13 protein-coding genes and 1 pseudogene are annotated in these 16,259 nt (G+C 59.1%); 7 read left to right on the top strand and 7 right to left on the bottom strand.

Annotated features, from left to right (window positions below; translation table 11 throughout):
- Positions 1-25 precede the first annotated feature (25 nt).
- From LGH70_RS14285 to ispF, 3 genes are all read right to left on the bottom strand, one after another.
- The gene (locus LGH70_RS14285) at positions 26-1,399 is read right to left on the bottom strand and encodes a LutB/LldF family L-lactate oxidation iron-sulfur protein (RefSeq protein ID WP_226186875.1); all 1,374 of its coding nucleotides are present in this window, start codon (positions 1,397-1,399) and stop codon (positions 26-28) included.
- 111 nt (positions 1,400-1,510) lie between these two features.
- Complete coding sequence (locus LGH70_RS14290; RefSeq protein ID WP_226186878.1) at positions 1,511-3,205, bottom strand: M28 family peptidase; 1,695 nt, start codon at positions 3,203-3,205, stop codon at positions 1,511-1,513.
- Positions 3,206-3,326: 121 nt separating this feature from the next.
- Positions 3,327-3,806 carry a 2-C-methyl-D-erythritol 2,4-cyclodiphosphate synthase gene (ispF, locus tag LGH70_RS14295; RefSeq protein ID WP_226186881.1) on the bottom strand — a complete coding sequence of 160 codons (480 nt, stop codon included), beginning with the start codon at positions 3,804-3,806 and terminating at the stop codon, positions 3,327-3,329.
- 274 nt (positions 3,807-4,080) lie between these two features.
- Between ispF and LGH70_RS14300 the strand changes: the two genes are divergently transcribed.
- From LGH70_RS14300 to LGH70_RS14320, 5 genes are all read left to right on the top strand, one after another.
- The gene (locus tag LGH70_RS14300; protein WP_226186883.1) at positions 4,081-4,698 is read left to right on the top strand and encodes a TetR/AcrR family transcriptional regulator; all 618 of its coding nucleotides are present in this window, start codon (positions 4,081-4,083) and stop codon (positions 4,696-4,698) included.
- Positions 4,699-4,766: 68 nt separating this feature from the next.
- A complete protein-coding gene (locus LGH70_RS14305) occupies positions 4,767-6,293 on the top strand; it encodes a TolC family protein (RefSeq protein WP_226186885.1) in 1,527 nt (508 codons plus the stop codon).
- A gap of 87 nt (positions 6,294-6,380) precedes the next feature.
- Positions 6,381-7,499: an efflux RND transporter periplasmic adaptor subunit gene (locus LGH70_RS14310; RefSeq protein WP_226186887.1), complete on the top strand. Its 1,119-nt coding sequence runs from the start codon at positions 6,381-6,383 to the stop codon at positions 7,497-7,499.
- Between the two features lie 71 nt (positions 7,500-7,570).
- Positions 7,571-10,993: an efflux RND transporter permease subunit gene (locus tag LGH70_RS14315; protein WP_226186889.1), complete on the top strand. Its 3,423-nt coding sequence runs from the start codon at positions 7,571-7,573 to the stop codon at positions 10,991-10,993.
- A gap of 44 nt (positions 10,994-11,037) precedes the next feature.
- The gene (locus LGH70_RS14320) at positions 11,038-11,310 is read left to right on the top strand and encodes an acyl carrier protein (protein ID WP_135396222.1); all 273 of its coding nucleotides are present in this window, start codon (positions 11,038-11,040) and stop codon (positions 11,308-11,310) included.
- A 529-nt stretch (positions 11,311-11,839) separates the two neighbouring features.
- On the opposite strand, the pseudogene LGH70_RS23860 reads toward LGH70_RS14320, so the two are convergent.
- Positions 11,840-12,193: pseudogene (locus tag LGH70_RS23860) on the bottom strand (YkvA family protein); the annotation flags it as partial.
- A 189-nt stretch (positions 12,194-12,382) separates the two neighbouring features.
- On the bottom strand, positions 12,383-12,988 hold the full coding sequence (locus LGH70_RS14330) for a C40 family peptidase (protein ID WP_226186891.1): 606 nt from the start codon (positions 12,986-12,988) through the stop codon (positions 12,383-12,385).
- Positions 12,989-13,303: 315 nt separating this feature from the next.
- Between LGH70_RS14330 and LGH70_RS14335 the strand changes: the two genes are divergently transcribed.
- Entirely contained in the window at positions 13,304-13,669 is a 366-nt protein-coding gene (locus LGH70_RS14335; RefSeq protein WP_226186895.1) for a hypothetical protein, read from the top strand.
- Between the two features lie 356 nt (positions 13,670-14,025).
- On the top strand, positions 14,026-14,364 hold the full coding sequence (locus tag LGH70_RS14340; RefSeq protein ID WP_226186899.1) for a hypothetical protein: 339 nt from the start codon (positions 14,026-14,028) through the stop codon (positions 14,362-14,364).
- A 178-nt stretch (positions 14,365-14,542) separates the two neighbouring features.
- On the opposite strand, the gene LGH70_RS14345 is transcribed toward LGH70_RS14340, so the two are convergent.
- Positions 14,543-15,277 (bottom strand): SDR family NAD(P)-dependent oxidoreductase, encoded by a 735-nt coding sequence (locus tag LGH70_RS14345; RefSeq protein ID WP_226186902.1) that lies wholly within the window; start codon positions 15,275-15,277, stop codon positions 14,543-14,545.
- 68 nt (positions 15,278-15,345) lie between these two features.
- Positions 15,346-16,140 (bottom strand): SDR family NAD(P)-dependent oxidoreductase, encoded by a 795-nt coding sequence (locus LGH70_RS14350; RefSeq protein WP_226186903.1) that lies wholly within the window; start codon positions 16,138-16,140, stop codon positions 15,346-15,348.
- Between the last annotated feature and the right edge of the window lie 119 nt (positions 16,141-16,259).

Genomic DNA, 16,259 nt, shown 5'->3' on the forward strand with positions numbered 1-16,259 from the left:
CGCTCGGAAATTCTGCTTAGGCGCTTTACTTGCGCGCTTTCCAGAGCTGTTTGAACGACTTAGGCGCAATCTGCAGCCCCTCGCGGCGCTTGCTCCAGCCGGTTTGGCCCAGCAGGCGGCTCAGGACCCAGTTTTTACCGCTCGTGGGGGCCATGTCCCAGAGCCAGCGGTGCTTCATGCCGTGCAGCCAGAGCGTAATGGCGCGCTGCTCTTCCTTGTCGGAATAGCCGGCCTGCACGCTCTGCTGGCGGTTTTTGAGCAGGATGTTGTGAATGTTGATCTTGACCGGGCACACCGACGAGCAGGCCCCGCACAACGACGAAGCAAAGCTCAGGTGCTTGTTTTCCTCCAGACCCGACAAATGGGGCGTAATCACCGAGCCGATGGGGCCGGAATAGGTAGCCTCGTAGGTGTGGCCGCCGATGTTCTTATACACCGGGCACACATTCAGGCAGGCCCCGCAGCGGATGCAGTGCAGGGCCTCGCGCTTGTCGGGCTGGGCCAGCAGGTTGGTGCGGCCGTTGTCGAGCAGCACCACGTACATCTCCTCGGGTCCGTCCTTTTCCATGGGCTGGCGCGGGCCGGTATAAATCGTGTTGTAGACCGTGACCTGCTGGCCCGTGCCGCTGGTGCTGAGCAGGGGCCAGAACAAATCCAGGTCGTGGACGCTGGGAATGACCTTTTCAATGCCCACAATGGCAATATGGGTTTTGGGAAACGTGGCCGAGAGGCGGGCGTTGCCCTCGTTTTCGGTCACGGCAATGCCGCCGATGTCGGCCAGCAGGAAGTTGCCGCCCGTGACGCCCACTTCGGCCGAGGTGTACTTGCTGCGCAGCAGGTGGCGGGCCGTGAGCACCAGCTTCTGGGCATCGTCGGTGGGCTCAATCTTGAGGTGCTTGACGAAGATGTCGGCAATGTCCTTCTTGCTCAGGTGCATGGCCGGCGTCACGATGTGGTAGGGCCGCTCGCCGTTGAGCTGCACGATGAACTCGCCCAGGTCGGTTTCGACCGAGTCGATACCGTTTTTGCCCAGGTACTTGTTGAGGTGAATTTCCTCGGTGGTCATGCTCTTGGCCTTCACCACAGTGCGGGCCTTTTTGCGCTGCATGATCTTGCCGATTTCCGTCAGGGCCTCATCCGCATTCTGGGCCCAGATAACCTTGCCGCCGCGTTTGGTGAAGTTTTCTTCCCACTGCAGCAGGTACTGGTCGAGGTTGTTGATGGCCTTGGCCTTGAGGTAAGATGCCCGCTCCCGCGCCAGCTCGTGGTCGTCGTACCAGCCCAGGCCGGTCTGCACGGCCGCGTTGTACTTGCCGATGTTGAAGCGAATCTTGCGCCGGTGCTCCAGGTCGAAGGCTTTGCGGTCGGAGTCGGTCAGGAACTGGGCAGCTTTGGTCATAGCAGTAGGGTGTGAGAGGGCGCGGGGTATAAGCAAATATAAAGCGTGGCAGCCAGCGAAGTGCGGGATACTTCACCAACTGCCACGCTCAGGCTAGAGTTTCGGCCGAAACTACGGTTTGTTCGAGTCCACCACAATCCGGTCGTTGCGGTTGGCCAGCTCCCAGGCCGTGAAAAACACGAGGCGGGCCCGCTTTTCCATCTTCGGAAACTCGATTTTCTCTACTTCGTCGCCGGCGCCGTGGTAGTCGTCGTGCACGCCGTTAAAGAAAAAGGCCACCGGAATCTTGTGCTTGGCGAAGTTATAGTGGTCGGAGCGGTAGTAGAAGCGGTTTGGGTCCTCGGGGTCGTTGAAGCGGTAGTCGAGGTCAATCTGGGTGTACTTCTTGTTGGCCGCCTCGTTGATGGCGTGCAGCTCCGACGACAGCTTGTCGGAGCCGATAACGTAGACGTAGTCGGCCTTGCCCTCGTGGTCCTTGTCGGTGCGGCCCACCATGTCGATGTTCAGGTCGGCAATGGTGCTTTCCAGCGGGAAAACGGGGTGGTCGGTGTAGTACTCCGAGCCCAGCAGACCCTTTTCCTCGCCCGTCACGGTCAGAAACAGCATGCTGCGGCGGGGGCCGTGGCCTTCGGCTTTGGCTTTGGTAAACGCCTGGGCCATTTCCAGCACCGACACCGTACCCGAGCCGTCGTCGTCGGCGCCGTTGTGCACCTGCCCGTTAATCACGCCGATGTGGTCGTAGTGAGCCGACACCACCAGGATTTCCTCCTTCTTATCGGTGCCTTCCAGGAAGCCCAGCACGTTTTCAGTCGTGAACTGCTCCTTTTTCTTGGGGGCCTTGATGGTAACCTTGGCGGGCTTGAACAGCCCGGCTACCGGCTTGCCGGCTTTGTTGACGGCGCTCTGGTACTTGCCCAGGCCGGCTGCGGTGGTGCCCAGCATTTTGTAGGCCACGGCCGGCGACACGAAGAAGGCCGAGCGGGCGGCCTCCTTGTTGTCGAGGAAGCTGACGGTGGGGCGGCTGATGTAGGGTGCCATGCGGGCGGCGGCTTTGGTAAAGCTGCTGCCGGGCGCGGTTTCCACGAAGAACACGCTGCGGGCGCCTTTCTCGGCGGCTTTGGCGGCCTTGGCCCGGAAATCCATACCCCACTTGCTGCCCTGGCCCTCTTTGCCCAGCAGCGGCTTGCCGGCGGCGTTCAGCGGCTCACCCAGCAGCACGATAATGTCCTTGCCCTTCACGTCGAGGCCGGCGTAGTCGGAGTAGCCTTCCTGCTCGATGCCGTAGCCGGCAAACACCGGCTGAATCGTGGTTTCGTTCTGGAAGGGCGAGCTGCCGTAGGCGTAGAAGTCCGTCAGCCAGCCGTAGTTCGAGCCGCCCACTTTCAGGGCTGCCTCCCCGGTCCAGGTGGAGCGCTCCATCGTGAAGTGTTGCAGATACGGGTTATCGGAGTTCTGTACGGGGCCGGTCAGGCCGAGGTCCTTAAAGCGCTTGGCAAGGTAATCGGCGGCCATTTTCTGGCCTTTCTCGCCGGTTTCGCGGCCTTCATAAGCATCCGAGGCCAGAATAGTCAGGTGCTCGCGCAGGTCGGCCTGGGTGATGGTGGCGCCATACACGTTGGCCCAGTCGGCTTCTTCCGGAGCCTGCCGGGTCATCGGCGGCGTAGTGTCGGCCGGGGCCGGGGTGGCGGCCGCTTCGGTTTTGCCGCGCTTGCGCTTGACTTTAACTTTTTCCGGTGCCTGCTGGGCTACCGCCGTGGTGGCGCAGCACGCGGCCAGGAGCAGCGCGTACAGAGAGGTTTTTTTCATGAAAAGCAGTGGGGGAGGAAGAAGGAGAGGAAGCGGATAAAACGGGGAATTGCTACGCCGCTGGCGCAAATCGTGCCAATGGAACCACAACTCACTAACTCACTAAGTCGCTAACTCACCACTAAGGTTGCACAATCAGGACGCTGGCGTAGGCAGCTACGCCCTCGCGGCGGCCCACGAAGCCGAGTTTCTCGGTGGTGGTGGCTTTAATGGAAATGTCTTCGGCCGGAATGCCCATCACCTCGGCCAGCACGCGCTGCATCTCGGCAATGTGGGGGTTCACCTTGGGTGCTTCCAGGCAGATGGTCGAGTCGATGTTGCTGATGCTGTAGCCCCGCTCGCGCAGCAGGCGCATCACTTCGGCCAGCAGCCGCTTGCTGTCGATGCCCTTGTACTGCGGGTCGGTGTCGGGGAAGTGGAAGCCGATGTCGCGCAGGTTGGCCGCGCCCAGCAGCGCGTCGCAGATAACGTGGATGAGCACGTCGGCGTCGGAGTGGCCGAGGGCGCCGTGGGTGTGCGGAACCTGGATGCCGCCAAGCCAGAAAGGCAGGCCTTCCTGTAACTGATGCACGTCGTAGCCGAAGCCAGTGCGGATTTTCATAGGGTAGGGGGAAGTAGCGCCAGAAAAATACTGGCCCCAAGGTACGACGCCGGCTGCGGATTGGAAGAGCCGGCGCACCCAACGCCGGCCCGGCGCGACCCGAAAACGAAGGCTCAGCAGCAACTTCTTGAAAATATAGTGCGGCCCGCATAAAGTATTCGCCGCGGCCATTCGTCCTTCAGGAAGGAAGTTGAGCGCCGGAAAACGGATAGCAAAAAATTAATGGAAACTTTGAAGTCATTAAAAGTTTCCGTCGTATCTTTGCCCCGTGAGTATGGAAATCAAGGACCGGATCTTAGTCGCTGCCGTCGAGCTGTTCATGCGTAACGGCATCCGCAGCGTATCGATGGACGACATTGCCACCCAGCTGGCCATGTCGAAAAAAACGCTCTATAAATGGTTTGAAAACAAAGACCAGATCGTGCACGGTGTGATGCAGAAGTATCTGCTGTCGGAGGAGGTCGAGTGCGAAAACGTGTTTGCTACCGGCTCCAACGCTCTGGAGGAGATGTACAACCTGATGCACTGGCACAAGAAAACCCTGAGCAACGTGCACCCCAGCATCTTCTTCGACCTGCAGAAATACCATCCGCAGGCCTGGGCCCTGTTCGAGCAGCACAAGAACACCTTCATCCTGAGCAAAATCATCGAGAACCTGCGTAGGGGTATCAGCGAAGGTGTGTATCGGGCAGATATTGACGTGGAAGTTATTGCCCGCATCCGGCTGGCAGAAATCGAAATCATCTTCGACCCCAAAGTTTTTCCGACCAGAGAATTCGACCTGCAGCGCATTCACATTGCCTGCGTGGAGCATTACCTGGCCGGCATTTCCTCCCTGAAAGGCCATAAGCTCATCAACAAATACCGGAACGTCACCGAACCGGAAGCCTAACTCTTACTTACTGCTCTGCTCTCATTCCCTTTCCGCTTATCGTTTTTCGCGTTTTCATGATGAAAAATATGCTTCGCTTTCTGTGCCTGCTGGCGGCTTTGGCCTTCATCGGCGTTCAGCAGCTTCTGGCGCAAACGCCCTCTACGGGGCAACCCGTGGCCACCAACACGCCGGTGCAGTTCTCGCTGCAACAGGCCATCGACTATGCCCTGAAGAATAAATCGACGCTGCAGTCGGCGCGGCTCAACGAGCAGGTGGCCGTGGCCCGCGTGGGCGAAATTCGCTCGGCGGGACTGCCCCAGATCAACGTATCGGCGGCCCTGACCGACAACCTGAAGCTGCAGAAGTCCCTGGTCGACTTCGGCGCCTTTGCCGGCGGCCCCGGCACCCTGAACGGTACTACTCTGACCCAGGAGCAACTGGCCCGCGTGCAGCGCGGCGAAACCGTGACCCTGACGCCGGCCTACACGCCCGTGCCCGCTACCGGTCCGCAGCCCCTGGCGTTTGGCCTGCAGTATGCCGGCAACGCGGCGGCTTCGGCTTCGCAGATGCTCTTTAACGGCTCCTACCTGCTGGGCCTGAAGGCCGCTAACGTATATAAGGAGCTGTCGGTGAAGCAAACCCAGCAAAGCGAAATCGAGGTGGTGGAGCAGGTTTCGAAAGCCTACTACAGCACGCTGGTGGCCCGCGAGCGGCTGGCGCTGCTGGCCCGCAACGTGCAGCGCCTCGACACCTTGCTGTACCAGACCACGCAGACGTATAAGGAGGGCTTCGTGGAAAAGCTCGACGTGGACCGCCTGCAGGTGCAGGTCAACAACCTCAAGATTGAGCAGCAGAACGCGGCCCGGCTTATCGACCTGAGCGTGGCCCTGCTCAAATTCCAGATGGGCCTCGACCAGCGCCAGCCCGTGGAGTTGACCGACCGCCTCGATGAGGCTGTGATTGAAGCCGAGCGGGGTAGCCTGATCAACCTCAGCGACTCGTTCAACTACGGCAACCGCATCGAGTACTCGGTGCTGGAAACCCAGCGCGACCTGGCCGTGCTCGACGTGCGCAACCGCCGCTCGGGCTACCTGCCCACCCTGAACCTGATTGCCGCCTACGGCTTCACCGGCTCCGACAACCGCTTCGGCGGCCTGATGGAGTTCCGCGGCCCCAACTCGAAAAGCGACAAAGGCTTTATCAACCAGAACTGGTTTGGCTTCGGCAACGTGGGCCTGCAGCTCAACATTCCCGTGTTCGACGGCTTCCGCAAGAAGTACAGCATCGAGCAGGGCAAGCTGGCCCTGGAGCAGGTAAACAAGGGCTTCACGACGCTGCAGCAGGGCATCGACCTGGAGCGGGCGCAGACTACGGCGTCGTTGCAAAACACGCTGGCCGTGCTCGGCAACCAGAAAGCCAACCTGGAGCTGGCCACCAACGTGGCCCGCGTCGCCAAAATCAAGTTCCAGGAGGGCGTCGGCTCCAACCTGGAAGTTATTACGGCCGAAACCGACCTGCGCCAGGCCCAGACCAACTACTACTCGGCCCTCTACGACGCGCTGGTGTCCAAGGTGGACTACAGCAAGGCCGCCGGTACGCTGGGCCGCCGCTAATCGTTTGTGCTGATGCTTTTATCTTCTAAGAAACTCCCTTCCCTTTCGGTTAGTCTGCCCCGCGGGCTGGCCCATAGCTTCACTACCATGAAATACACTACTTCTGCGGCCGTGCTGGCAATGGCTTTCCTGGCTTCCTGCGGTGGCAAGCAAGACCCCGCCGCCGAGTTGGCTAAGCTGAAACAAGAGCAGGCCGCCAACCAGGCCAAAATTGCCGAGCTGGAAGCCAAAACCGGTGCCGCCGCCGATAGCTCGGAAGTACGCTCCACGCCCGTTAGTGTGCTGAAAGTGCAGCCCGAGAGCTTCAAGAGCTACCTGGAGGTGCAGGGCCGCGTCGACTTCGACGAAAATGCCAACGTGTCGCCCCGCGTGCCGGGCGTGCTCACCGATATCCGCGTGCAGCGCGGCGACCGGGTAAGCAAAGGACAAGTGCTGGCTACCCAGGACGCGGCCGTGCTCGAATCGGGCATTGCCGAGCTGCGCACCCGCTTGGAGCTGGCCAAAGTGGTCTACGAAAAGCAGGCCCGCCTCTGGAAGCAGGAAATCGGGACTGAAATTCAGTACCTGCAGGCCAAAAATAACTACGAAGCCCTGCAGCGCAGCCTGGCTACCCAGCAGCGGCAGCGCGCCCAGTACAACGTGGTGGCACCCTTCAGCGGCATCGTGGACGACGTGCCGGCCAAAGTGGGTGAGAACGGCGGCCCCGGCGTGCCGGTGGTGCGCCTGCTGAGCGGCAGCGGCGGCAAAATCGTAGCCGACGTGTCGGAAGCCTACGCCAGCCAGATCAAAGTCGGCGACCAGGCCCTGATCAGCATTGCCGACCTCGGCGGTGAGGAAGTGCCGGCCTCCGTGCGGGTAGTGAGCCGCACGATTAACCCGGCCAGCCGCACCTTCGCCGTGGAGTTTCGCCTGAACAAGGCCGTGGCTCAGCTGCGGCCCAACATGGTGGCCACGGCCCGCATCCAGAACTACACCCGCGCCAATGCCATGATTTTGCCCGTGGATTTGGTGCAGAAAGATGAGCAAAACAGCTACGTATTTGTTGTAGAGCAGAAGGATGGCCAGAAAATAGCCGCCAAGCGTGTTATCAAGACCGGCGCTACTTATAACGGTAAAATTGAAGTGACCCAGGGCCTCGCGGCCAACGACCAGGTGATTTCCGCCGGGTATCAGAATCTGAATGAAGGACAGGTAGTAACCCTGTAGCGTGCCGCGGCGGGCCGGCCGCCCGCTGCCACGCCAAGAAATATCCTCCCACACTTAACTGCCCAACTGCCATGCAGGACGTGGAAAAAGAGTTCGGACCAACCAGTTGGTCCATTAATAATAAGACCAGTATTTACATCATCACGCTGCTGCTGTGCGTGGCGGGGATTTTTGCCTACATCAAGCTGGGCAAGGAGAAATTCCCCGACATCGTGATTCCGCGCATCATCGTGGCCACCATCTATCCGGGCACTTCGCCAGCCGACATTGAGAACCTGGTGACGCGCCAGCTCGAGAAGGAAATCAAGAGCGTGAACGGGGTGAAGAAAATCAACTCCACCTCGAACCAAGACTATTGCATCGTGGACGTCGAGTTTGACTCGGGCGTGGACGTGCAGTACGCCAAGCAGCTCATCAAGGACGCCGTGGACAAGGCCAGCTCGGAGCTGCCCAACGACCTGCCCACGCCGCCTACCGTGCAGGAAGTAAACCTCTCGGAGCTGCCGATTATGAACGTCAACCTGGCCGGCAACCTGCCCGCCGCTCAGCTCAAAAAGCTGGCCGACGACTTCCAGGATAAGATTGAGGCCCTGCCCGAAATTACCCGGGTCGACATCATCGGTGCCCTCGAGCAGCAGGTAAACGTGGACGTGGACCTGTATAAGCTGCGCGCCGCCCGCCTGGGCTTCGGCGACATTCAGAATGCCATTGCCCGCGAAAACATCACCATTTCGGGCGGCTCCATCGACGTGGGCAGCCAGAAGCGCGCCGTGCGCGTGGCCGGGCAGTACGTGCGGGCCTCCGACATTGCCGACATTCAGATCAAGAACCTGAGCGGCTCGGCCGTGCGCCTCGGCGACATTGCCACCGTGGAAGATGCCTTCAAGGACCGGGAATCGTTTGCCCGCCTCGACGGTAAGAACGCCATTACCCTGAACGTGGTGAAGCGCCAGGGCGAAAACCTGATTGACGCCTCCGACAAAATCAAGGTGATTGTGGATGAGGCGCGGGAAACCCTGCCCAAGGAGCTGAAAATCACCATCACCGGTGACACCTCCAACGATACCCGCGTTACGCTCCACGACCTGATCAACACCATCATCATCGGCTTCCTGCTCGTGACGCTGATCCTGATGTTCTTCATGGGTACCACCAACGCCCTGTTCGTGGGGCTGTCGGTGCCGATTTCCATGTTCCTGGCCTTCCTGTTCATTCCCGTGTTCGACTTCTCGCTGAACATGATTGTGCTCTTCGCCTTCTTGCTGGCCCTGGGTATTGTGGTGGACGACGCCATTGTGGTTATCGAAAACACCCACCGGCTGCTGCATGAGCATCCCAACCTGACCACGGCCCAGGCCGCCAAGTATGCTGCCGGCGAGGTATTCGTACCCGTGCTGGCCGGTACCCTGACCACGGTGGCGCCCTTCGTGCCGCTGCTGTTCTGGCCCGGTATCGTGGGTAGCTTCATGTACTATCTGCCCGTGACGCTTATCATCACCCTGATGTCGTCCCTGGTCGTGGCCTTTATCATGAACCCGGTATTTGCCGTCTCGTTCATGGAGCGCGAAGATCACCACAGCGGTGAAAAGCCCCAGCTGACCAAGAACTTTCTGATTCTGGTAGGTGTGCTGCTGCTCGTTGCCCTGATTGGCTACGCCACGGGCTCGACGTTCGTCGGCAACCTGTTCATTACCATCATCATCTTCTGCTTCCTCGACAAGTTTGTGTTCGTGCACATGATTGCTGGGTTCCAGACCAAGGTGCTGCCCCGCTTCATGGATGGCTACGCCAACCTGGTGGCCTGGGCTCTGCGCCATCCTGCGCTGGTAATGGGCAGCATCGTGGTGCTGTTCATCGGCTCGTTCTTCGCCGTGGCCGCCCGTCAGCCCAAGGTGGACTTCTTCCCCAAAGGCGACCCCAAATTCGTGTACACCTACCTGAAAATGCCGGTGGGCACGCGGGTAGAGGTAACCGACTCGGTGGCTAAAGTGCTGGAGAAGCGCATCTACGGCGTGATTGGCAATAACAACCCCGACGTGGAATCGGTCATTACCAATGTGGCCATCGGTGCCGCCGACCCTGGCGAAGCCTCGGCCGCCGGTACGTCGCAGTCGAACCTGGCCAAGATTGGCGTGGCCTTCAAGGAGCTCAGCGAGCGAACCGGCCCGGCCACCAGCCTGTACATGGACAAAATCCGGGAGGTAGTGAAAGGCATTCCCGGCGCCGAAATCTCGGTTGACCAGGAATCCAGCGGCCCGCCCCAGGGTAAGCCTATTGCTATCGAGGTCATCGGCGACGATTACGTGACGCTGGCCAAGCTCTCCAAGGACGTGACCCGTTACATCGACTCGCTCAACATTGGCGGCGTAGAGCAGCTACGCTCCAACCTGGAAGACCGGAACCCCGAAATTGCGGTGAACATCGACCGGACCCGGGCCAATCGTGAAGGCATCAGCACCGCCCAGATCGGGGTGGAAGTCCGGACAGCCATCTATGGCTCGGAAGCCAGCAAGTTCAAAACCTCGGATGATGACTATCCGATTCAGGTACGCTACGCCAAGCCTTACCGCTCCGACGTGGATGCTATCATGAACTCGCCGCTGACCTTCCGCGACGCGACGGGCCAGATGCGCCAGGTGCCGATTTCGTCGGTGGCCGACGTGAAGTACAGCACGACCTACGGCGGCATTAAGCGCAAGGACGTGAAGCGCGTCATTACCATCTCCTCGAACGTGCTCAACGGCTTCACCGGTCCCGACGTAGCCCGGCAGGTAGAAACGGCCCTGAAGTCGTACCCCGTGCCCGCGGGCTACACCCTGAAGATGGGTGGTGCCGAGGAAGACCAGAAAGAAACCAGCGACTTCCTGCCGCTGGCCGGTCTGGGTGCCCTGGGCCTGATCTTTGTGATTCTGGTCACGCAGTTCAACTCGTTCAGCAAGCCGGTTATCATCCTCTCGGAGGTTATCTTCTCCATCATCGGCGTACTGCTGGGCCTGGCCATCACGGGCATGAACGTCAGTATCGTAATGACCGGCGTAGGTATTATTGCCCTGGCGGGTATTGTGGTGAAAAACGGTATTCTACTGGTCGAGTTCACTGATATGCTTCGCTCCCAGGGCATGCCGCTGCGCGAGGCCATTGTGCTGGCCGGCCGCACGCGTCTGAACCCGGTGATTCTGACGGCTACGGCCGCCACGCTGGGCCTGATTCCGCTGGCCATTGGTCTGAACATAGACTTCTACGAGCTGTTCAACTCCTTCGAGCCCCACTTCTTCATCGGTGGTGAGTCGGTAACCTTCTGGGGCCCGCTGGCCTGGACCATCATTTTCGGCCTGGTGTTTGCCACCGGAATCACCCTTCTGGTTGTGCCCGTTATGTACCTGCTCAGCGAAAAGCTGCGGGAAAAAATAACCGGCCGCTCGGCGGATGCTAATGCAACCCATTCGACTGAAACCGAATCTCCAGTACGGAGAGAGGTGTTGGCCGAAGCATAACCCTTTTCCGGCCCCCTTTATCTTTTGGTTCAACGTCGTTTCTTATGCGTTCTTCAACGACTTCCGCCCCCAAGTCCATTCAGCAGCAGGTGCTGCGAATTATCAGCAAGCGTAAAGCCATCAAACCAACTCGTTTGCGCGTGAGCAGCAACCTGAGCGGGGAGCTGGGTTTCGACACGGTTGATGTAGTCGATATTATCCTCGAAATCGAGCGTAACTTCCACATCACCATCCCCGATGAAGTTCCGTTGAGCACCGTCGGCGACTTCGTAACCTACGTCGCCACGCACACGCCCTCCCACGACTGGGCCGCGTAATGCCTAGGCTTATGATGCAATAAAAAAGGCTCCCAACGCAGGTTGGGAGCCTTTTTTGTGCTATCTGGCTTCAGCTTTACCGAACGTTGCCGCCGGTATCCAGGGCGCCGTCGTTGCCTTGGCGGCTGCTGTCGGTGCGGTTGGCTACGTCGTCGGTGCGAGGCTTCACGTCGGTTTTAGGAGCCGGGTCGGTGGCGCCGGTCAGGCTGGGATTGGGGTTGCTGCTGTCGGGCGAGGATATGCCCGAATCCGTATCCGAGAGGCGGCTGTTGGTGGGCTGGTCCAGGTCAACCTTGCCTGCCCGCTTCGTCGATTCAGTGGTTTCGGTGCCCATCAGCGCCGCATCCGACGTCTGACCCACCGAGTTCTCGGGCTTGGGGCCGGAGTTGGCCGTGGTGCCATCGGAGGTGTGCATGGTGGTGGCGGGGCCGGGCTTGATGTCAGTGGCTTCGCTCACCACGATGGGGCGGGTCCGTTCCCACTCCTTGAACTTGTCCATCTCGCCGGTCAGGGTGCTAGTAAACCAGGCTACCAGGGCCACGTCGTCGAGCAGACCCAGCACCGGAATAAAGTCCGGAATCAGGTCGATGGGGCTCAGGAAGTAGATTACCACGGCAATGGCCGCCACAATAGTAGGCGTGGGCAAGCCCGTGTACTCACCCGAAACCGAAGTTTTGATCAGGCGAAACAGAATCTGCAGGCTTTCCCAGGCCTCGTGGGCCATTGTGCCCACGTCGTTCTTGTTACTGGCTTTTTGGTACGCATCGTTCAGCAGCTGCTTCACGCGCGTAGGCTTCTTGATGTACTCCTCGGCTTTGCCAACGAATTTCTTGAAGAGCGGGGAGCCGGCAATATCGGAGCCTTTGGGGTTGTTCTTATCCATGGGTGGAGAGGGTTTGTAAAATCGGGGCGAAGCTACAAAACGGCGGCCTCACAGCCACCGGGCGTATCTTATTAGCCCTATACTACATCGGTCCGAAATGGTTATGCAGGTGGCAGCAGGAGGGCTGTAAACGCCAAAAGCCCCGTTCGGAGGAACGAGGCTTTTGGAAATGATACGGTCGGCGGCCGATTAGTTGGTTTCTACGCGGCCGGCAGCGTAAAAGTTGCGGTGGTAATACGCCTGGTTCAGCGAGCTGATCATCACGCCGCCGTTGGTAGCCGAATGGGCAAACTTGCCGTCCTGCAGGTAAATGCCCACGTGGTAAATCGGCTGGCCAGGGCCGCGGCGAAAGAACACCAAGTCGCCGCTCTGCATCTCATCTTTGCCCACGCGCTTCACCTTCTCGAACATCGAGCGGGAGCTGCGCTGCAGCGTGATGCCGTATACTTCTTTGAATACCCGGGTCACAAAGCCCGAGCAATCGGTGCCGGATTTGGAGTTGCTGCCGTAGCGGTAAGGCGTGCCGATCCAATCGGTGACGGTACGGAGCAGGTTCTGGTCTTCGTTGTAGGTCAGCTTCAGGCCCAGGGCCTGGGAGTAGTAGCCGTAGGCGAGTGAGTCGCGGGAAGTGGCCGGACGTGTGTCGTCGCCATTGTCGCCCGAGAAGTCGGGCAGGAGGGAGGCCGTGGCGGCATAAGCACGACCAGCGGAAGCAGGGGAATCGGGAGTGTATTCGAAGAAGAAAGAGAGGGCCAGCGAGGCAGCGGCGAGGCAATACAGGATACTGTTTTTCATTGTCCGTCGTAGGGTGGCAAAATCTCCGTTTCCGCAGTAGCAAGGAAGCCGAAGTACTTTGTTTTTTCGTGAGGTTTGGAGTCCTTAAACCACCGAAAAAGGGAAGCGCATCAAGGGTTAGAATGACCAAAAACAGATGTCTTCTATTTTGGTCATTTGTTAAAGCTAGTCCATAAAATTTTAAAGGTCCTAGTTTTTACCCCTAAATGGCCAAAAATTCTTTATAAAGTTAAAAATATTGTAAAAATAATGGTTGAGCTTCCTGCAACTACCCTTGAATATTAGGCGTATACTCCGCCCTGCTATTTACGCCCCATGAAATCCCCCCGGATCATTGAGAATTCTCCCCTGGCGCGCATCGCCCGCTTGAAGCTGGGGGCGGGCAGTGTAGCCATGGTACTGGGCCACCGCATTCACCTGAGCGGGGTTACCCGCGAGCAGTTTCTGCGCGACCCTTATTGGGTGGCCCACGAGATGGAGCACGTGCGGCAGTTCGAGCAGTATGGCTATTTCGGCTTTCTGTGGCGCTACCTGGTAGGCTGGGCGCGCTACGGCTACTATAATATCCCATTCGAGGTGGCCGCCCGCGAAGCCGGTGAGCGGGATGCCCTGCTGTATGCCCGCGGCCTGCCCTTGCCCAGTGCCGAGGAGCGGCATCCTACGCCCAAGGCCAACTCGTGAGCGGCCTCTTATTCTATGTGGTTGCTGGTTGGTCTTTCTAAGCAGGCGTTCTGCACGTATTAAAAGCCGCACCTACCGCAGTGTTCATGCGCTACGGCAAGGGCTTTTTGCTGTGATTTGGGCGGTGCTTTGAGGATGGGCTGCCCAGGTACTCTCTGAAATATACCCAGATATAGGTATGATGACGCGGGACTGAAGAGCTGAAATTTGAGGTTTGAAACAGCTTTTAAACAGATGTTCAGGGTCCAGTCAACTCCTAAGTATATGCCTGGAAATGGCAAGCTTGCTGCTCGTGGGCGTCCTAGTTGCGGCCTGTAGCAAAGAAGACGAGCCCACCCCGGACCGTGACCAGCTATATGTATGAAACCACCGGCCAGGGCCCGATGGAGCTTGTTATACCCTGCGACTACGACGACCAGTTCCGGTTCAAAAATGGCGGCGCCTACCGCGAGGAGCGGGGCACCGTGCGGTGTTCCAACGAAACTGCCGAAACTGCCGGGGCCACCTCGCCAGGGGCCTGGACCATGCGCGCCAACGGCGACTCGCTTATCGTTACGGGAGTGAATGGCGACGGCCTGGTGCTGCGCAACAAGTGGAAGATTACCGAGCTTAGCGCCGGCAAGCTGACGCTGAAGCGCGTCTTCGTGGGTACTACGGCTACCAACACCCGCACCGTATACCTGGAGAAAAAGTAGGCTTTGCCGCCTTCGAGGAAAGCCTGAGGACCGAAACTCGGTAGTATTCTCCACAAAAAAGCGCCCGATCCACTTGCTGTATCGGGCGCTTTTTATGGAGGAGTAAAGTGCTAACGCCAATGGTGCGGTTGTACGCAAAGACCTGCAAACAGCCCGGAGGCGCGGCTTGCCGGGAAGCTTACAACGCCGCCAGGCGGCCACCGTCGACGGCCAGGGTAGAGCCGTTGATAAAGTTGGCTTCCGCGGAGGCCAGAAAGCAGATGGCCGCGGCCAGCTCTTCGGGCGTACCCACCTGGCCGGTGATTTTCTCCTTGCCGCTCTTCACGTTGGGGTTGCTCCAGAGCATGGGCGTATCCACGGCGCCGGGCGCCACGGCGTTGATGCGGGCCTTGGTATGCGGAATTTCCTGGCTCAGGCCCCGCACAAAGGATTCGATAGCGCCCTTGCTGGCCGCGTAGGGCACCACGTTGGGCGTTGTCTGGTGGGCGTGCACCGAGCTGATGACCACAATGCTACCGCCCTTCATGTGGGGCAGGCAGAGTTGGCACAGTCGGAAAAGAGACCGTACGTTCACCGCCATCAGCGTATCCCACTGCTTGGGGTCGAGCTTCAGAATGGGCTCGAACGTCATCATGGCCACGCCGTTGATGAGCACGTCGATGCGCTGCCAGGTGGCCAGGGTGCGCTCTACGGCCCGGCGCAGCTGCGCATCTTTGCCTACATCGGTCCGGATAAAAATGGCTTCGCCTTGCTCGGCTTTTATCAGGGCCACCACCTCGCGGCCTTCTTCCGCATTGCGCCCCAGCACGGCTACTTTGCCGCCTTCGCGCGCCAGCTGCAGAGCCGTGGCCCGACCAATACCGGAGGTAGCCCCCGTGACAAAACACACCTTATCCTGAAAACGCTTTTCCATAACCGTATCTGCTTTCCCGCCGCTTGTTGTGTTCTGAAGAGCGCCGTATGAAGTAGAGAAGCTGTTTACTACTTCTTCTCGTCAAACATTTTACCCATGCCTGCGGCCACGAGGCCATCGGGGGTAATGTTGCTGAGCATGGCCTGCACCTTGTTGGTAATGCCGGAAATCACGCGCATCTCGCCTTTCATCAACGCTTCGTAGCCGTCTTTGGCCACCACTTTGGGGTCGGCTAAGTCGCCGTGGGCGGCATTGGTGTTTTCGGCGCCGGCCCGCTCGAAGAAGTTGGTGTCGGTAGCGCCAGGGCATAGGGCCGTCACCGTGACGCCGGTATCCTGCAGCTCTTTATAGAGGGCCTCCGAGAAGCTCAGTACAAACGACTTGCTGGCCGAATACACTGCCATTTTGGGCGAGGGCGTGTAGGCGGCTGTGGAGGCCAGCTGCAGAATCCGGCCTTTGCCACGCTGCACCATGTCGCGGCCAAACAGGTAAGTCAGCTCAATCAGGGCCGTGATGTTGGTTTGCACCACTGCCACGTTGCGGGCCACATCTGACTCCAGGAAGGGGCCGTACTCGCCGAAGCCGGCATCGTTGATGAGAATATCCACCTGAATTCCCTTAGCCCGCACGGCATCGTAGACGCGCTGGGCGGCGTCGGGTTGGCTAAGCTCCTGGGTGATGAGCGTGGGCGTAATGTTATGCACGCTGCGCAGGTGGTCGGCAAAGTGCTGCAGACCGGCCGTGTCCTGGTCGACGAGTACCAGTTCATATTGATCTTTGGCCAGCAGGTGAGCCAGCTCCTGGCCGATGCCACTGGCGGCTCCGGTGATAAGCGCTACGGTAAGGTTCGAATCGGGCTTCATACCAAGTGATTTTTAGAGGGTAATACATACAGATGTAAGCACTACCGTACTGACTGCCTGAAGGAAAAGTTGCCGGCGTATTATTAATAAAAAGAGGTTTTTTATGAAACCTCGGGGGC

The organism is Hymenobacter nitidus, assembly GCF_020447315.1.
Taxonomy (GTDB): domain Bacteria; phylum Bacteroidota; class Bacteroidia; order Cytophagales; family Hymenobacteraceae; genus Hymenobacter; species Hymenobacter nitidus.

Bases quoted from the DNA above. Each gene is read 5' to 3' on its own strand.
- LGH70_RS14330 (WP_226186891.1), bottom strand. From the start codon at position 12,988: ATGAAAAACAGTATCCTGTATTGCCTCGCCGCTGCCTCGCTGGCCCTC.
- LGH70_RS14290 (WP_226186878.1), bottom strand. From the start codon at position 3,205: ATGAAAAAAACCTCTCTGTACGCGCTGCTCCTGGCCGCGTGCTGCGCC.
- LGH70_RS14310 (WP_226186887.1), top strand. From the start codon at position 6,381: ATGAAATACACTACTTCTGCGGCCGTGCTGGCAATGGCTTTCCTGGCT.
- LGH70_RS14285 (WP_226186875.1), bottom strand. From the start codon at position 1,399: ATGACCAAAGCTGCCCAGTTCCTGACCGACTCCGACCGCAAAGCCTTC.
- ispF (WP_226186881.1), bottom strand. From the start codon at position 3,806: ATGAAAATCCGCACTGGCTTCGGCTACGACGTGCATCAGTTACAGGAA.
- LGH70_RS14340 (WP_226186899.1), top strand. From the start codon at position 14,026: ATGTATGAAACCACCGGCCAGGGCCCGATGGAGCTTGTTATACCCTGC.
- LGH70_RS14345 (WP_226186902.1), bottom strand. From the start codon at position 15,277: ATGGAAAAGCGTTTTCAGGATAAGGTGTGTTTTGTCACGGGGGCTACC.
- LGH70_RS14320 (WP_135396222.1), top strand. From the start codon at position 11,038: ATGCGTTCTTCAACGACTTCCGCCCCCAAGTCCATTCAGCAGCAGGTG.
- LGH70_RS14335 (WP_226186895.1), top strand. From the start codon at position 13,304: ATGAAATCCCCCCGGATCATTGAGAATTCTCCCCTGGCGCGCATCGCC.
- LGH70_RS14315 (WP_226186889.1), top strand. From the start codon at position 7,571: ATGCAGGACGTGGAAAAAGAGTTCGGACCAACCAGTTGGTCCATTAAT.
- LGH70_RS14305 (WP_226186885.1), top strand. From the start codon at position 4,767: ATGCTTCGCTTTCTGTGCCTGCTGGCGGCTTTGGCCTTCATCGGCGTT.
- LGH70_RS14350 (WP_226186903.1), bottom strand. From the start codon at position 16,140: ATGAAGCCCGATTCGAACCTTACCGTAGCGCTTATCACCGGAGCCGCC.
- LGH70_RS14300 (WP_226186883.1), top strand. From the start codon at position 4,081: ATGGAAATCAAGGACCGGATCTTAGTCGCTGCCGTCGAGCTGTTCATG.